Source organism: Facklamia sp. P12955 (genome assembly GCF_050409565.1).
In the GTDB taxonomy this organism is placed as follows: domain Bacteria; phylum Bacillota; class Bacilli; order Lactobacillales; family Aerococcaceae; genus Facklamia.
Window position 1 is genome coordinate 1 of the sequence record NZ_JBNUPF010000052.1, and the last position, 1810, is coordinate 1810.

Consider the following 1810-nt stretch of genomic DNA (forward strand, 5'->3'; position numbering starts at 1 on the left):
AGGGGCTGTATCATAAGTCTCAAACCGAAAAACCACTATAAACGTTGTTTAAACAATGTTTATAGTGGTTTTTATGGTATAATGAAGATATAAAAAAGCAGAAAGTTGACGCTTTCTGCTTCGTCAATGCCTCTCCTCTAACACAAAAGAAAGGACATAAAAAATGCACTTTCATTATAACACCAATCAATTAGCTTTGGAAATCTCTTATGCCTATATTCCTGAAGAAGCACATGTTGTCCACTTTATTGATGGCTTGGTCAACCAATTAGCCATTGATCATCCTTATGTGTTTGGTCGCCCGAGAGAATACCCTTTATCTGCCGTCTTAAAGCTCATTCTCTTTGCCTATACTCGAGAGATATTTACCAGTCGGAAGATTGAACGCTTTGCGGCTGAAAACTTACCGGCTCAATGGTTAACACAAGGTAGAGTCCCTTCACATACCACGATCTGCCGATGCCGAGTGGATGAGAGCATTCAAGACATTCTAGATGCTGGGTTTGATGGACTTGTAAACTATTTAATGGAACAACGTCTGATAGACGATGCTTTATTTATTGATGGAACAAAAATTTTAGCGAATGCGAATAAATATACCTTCGTCTGGAAAAAGAACATCATCCGTTTTGATGAAGCCAATGAAGCACAAATCAAAGAGCTGTTAAAAGAAACCAAAGTAGCCTATCAAGACATGACACTTCCTGAGGGAACAGACTTAACGATGGATCAGCTGGAAGAAGTGATGACACAGTTAGAGAGCTGTCTCGAAGCTTTAGAAAAAGAAGTGGAAGAAACAAAGAAACAATCGCCTAATCCGGCCAAGCAATCACGTCGTCGCTTAAAATCTCTCAAGCACCAACTCAATGAACGCATTGAAAAGAAACAAAACTATGAAAAACATTGTCATCTTTTAGGTGACCGTCATTCTTATTCTAAAACGGATACTGACGCGACCTTTATGCGGATGAAAGAAGATCCAATGCGAAACGGTCAAACTAAACCTGGCTATAACCTACAAATCGCCACCAGTAATCAATATGTATTAGCTTATGACATCTATCCCAATCCAACCGACACACGAACGCTTCAACCATTCTTTGAGACCCACCGTGCACTCATTGATTCGATGACTTATGTTTCGATGGACGCTGGGTATGGTTCCGAGTCCATCTATGCCTACTTAGAAGACCATCATCCCGATACCATCGCCATCATCCCCTATAGCACGATGTTAAAAGAACAGACAAAAAAATGGCAATCCGATGAAAAGAAAGTCTTCAATTGGACTTATCATGAAGCAGATGATTATTATATTGACCTTCAAGGGGTACGTTTCAATTTCAGTGCTTACCGTGAGCGAAAAAATCATTATGACGAGATTCAACAATTCAAAGAATACAAAGCTGAAACGCACACTTCAGGAGGCGAACGCATTGAAGCCGCATTTACTCCGAAAGGTTCCATCCGAAAAATCAGCGTCAATCCTTCTTGGGAATATTTTAAAGCTAAACAACGTGCACTGGCTGAAGAAGAAACCACCCAAGCCATTTATGCCCGCCGAAAAATCGATGTTGAAACTGCCTTTGGCTATCTCAAGGGTTCTTTAGGTTTCACCCGAGTCCACCTTCGAGGCAGACGGAAGGTGAAAATTGAATTAGGCATTGCATTACTGGCATACAATATCAATAAACTGGTGTTATATATCCAAGAACAAGAAAAAATAAAGACCCGAGATAAAATGCGTGGACATTTTATCTCGGGTCTTATTTTAAAGGTTATAGCAAAAATGGACTTATGATACAGCCCC

The 1810-nt window shown here is 40.1% G+C and carries 1 protein-coding gene; it reads left to right on the forward strand.

Annotated elements, in window-relative coordinates; translation table 11 throughout:
• The first annotated feature begins 163 nt into the window (after positions 1 to 163).
• Positions 164 to 1801, forward strand: coding sequence for an IS1182 family transposase (locus ACQV2G_RS08995; protein WP_428876640.1), 1638 nt, complete (start codon positions 164 to 166; stop codon positions 1799 to 1801).
• Positions 1802 to 1810 lie beyond the last annotated feature (9 nt).

What these genes read in the sequence shown, in the direction of transcription:
- ACQV2G_RS08995 (WP_428876640.1), top strand. Translation starts at nt 164, where the DNA reads ATGCACTTTCATTATAACACCAATCAATTAGCTTTGGAAATCTCTTAT.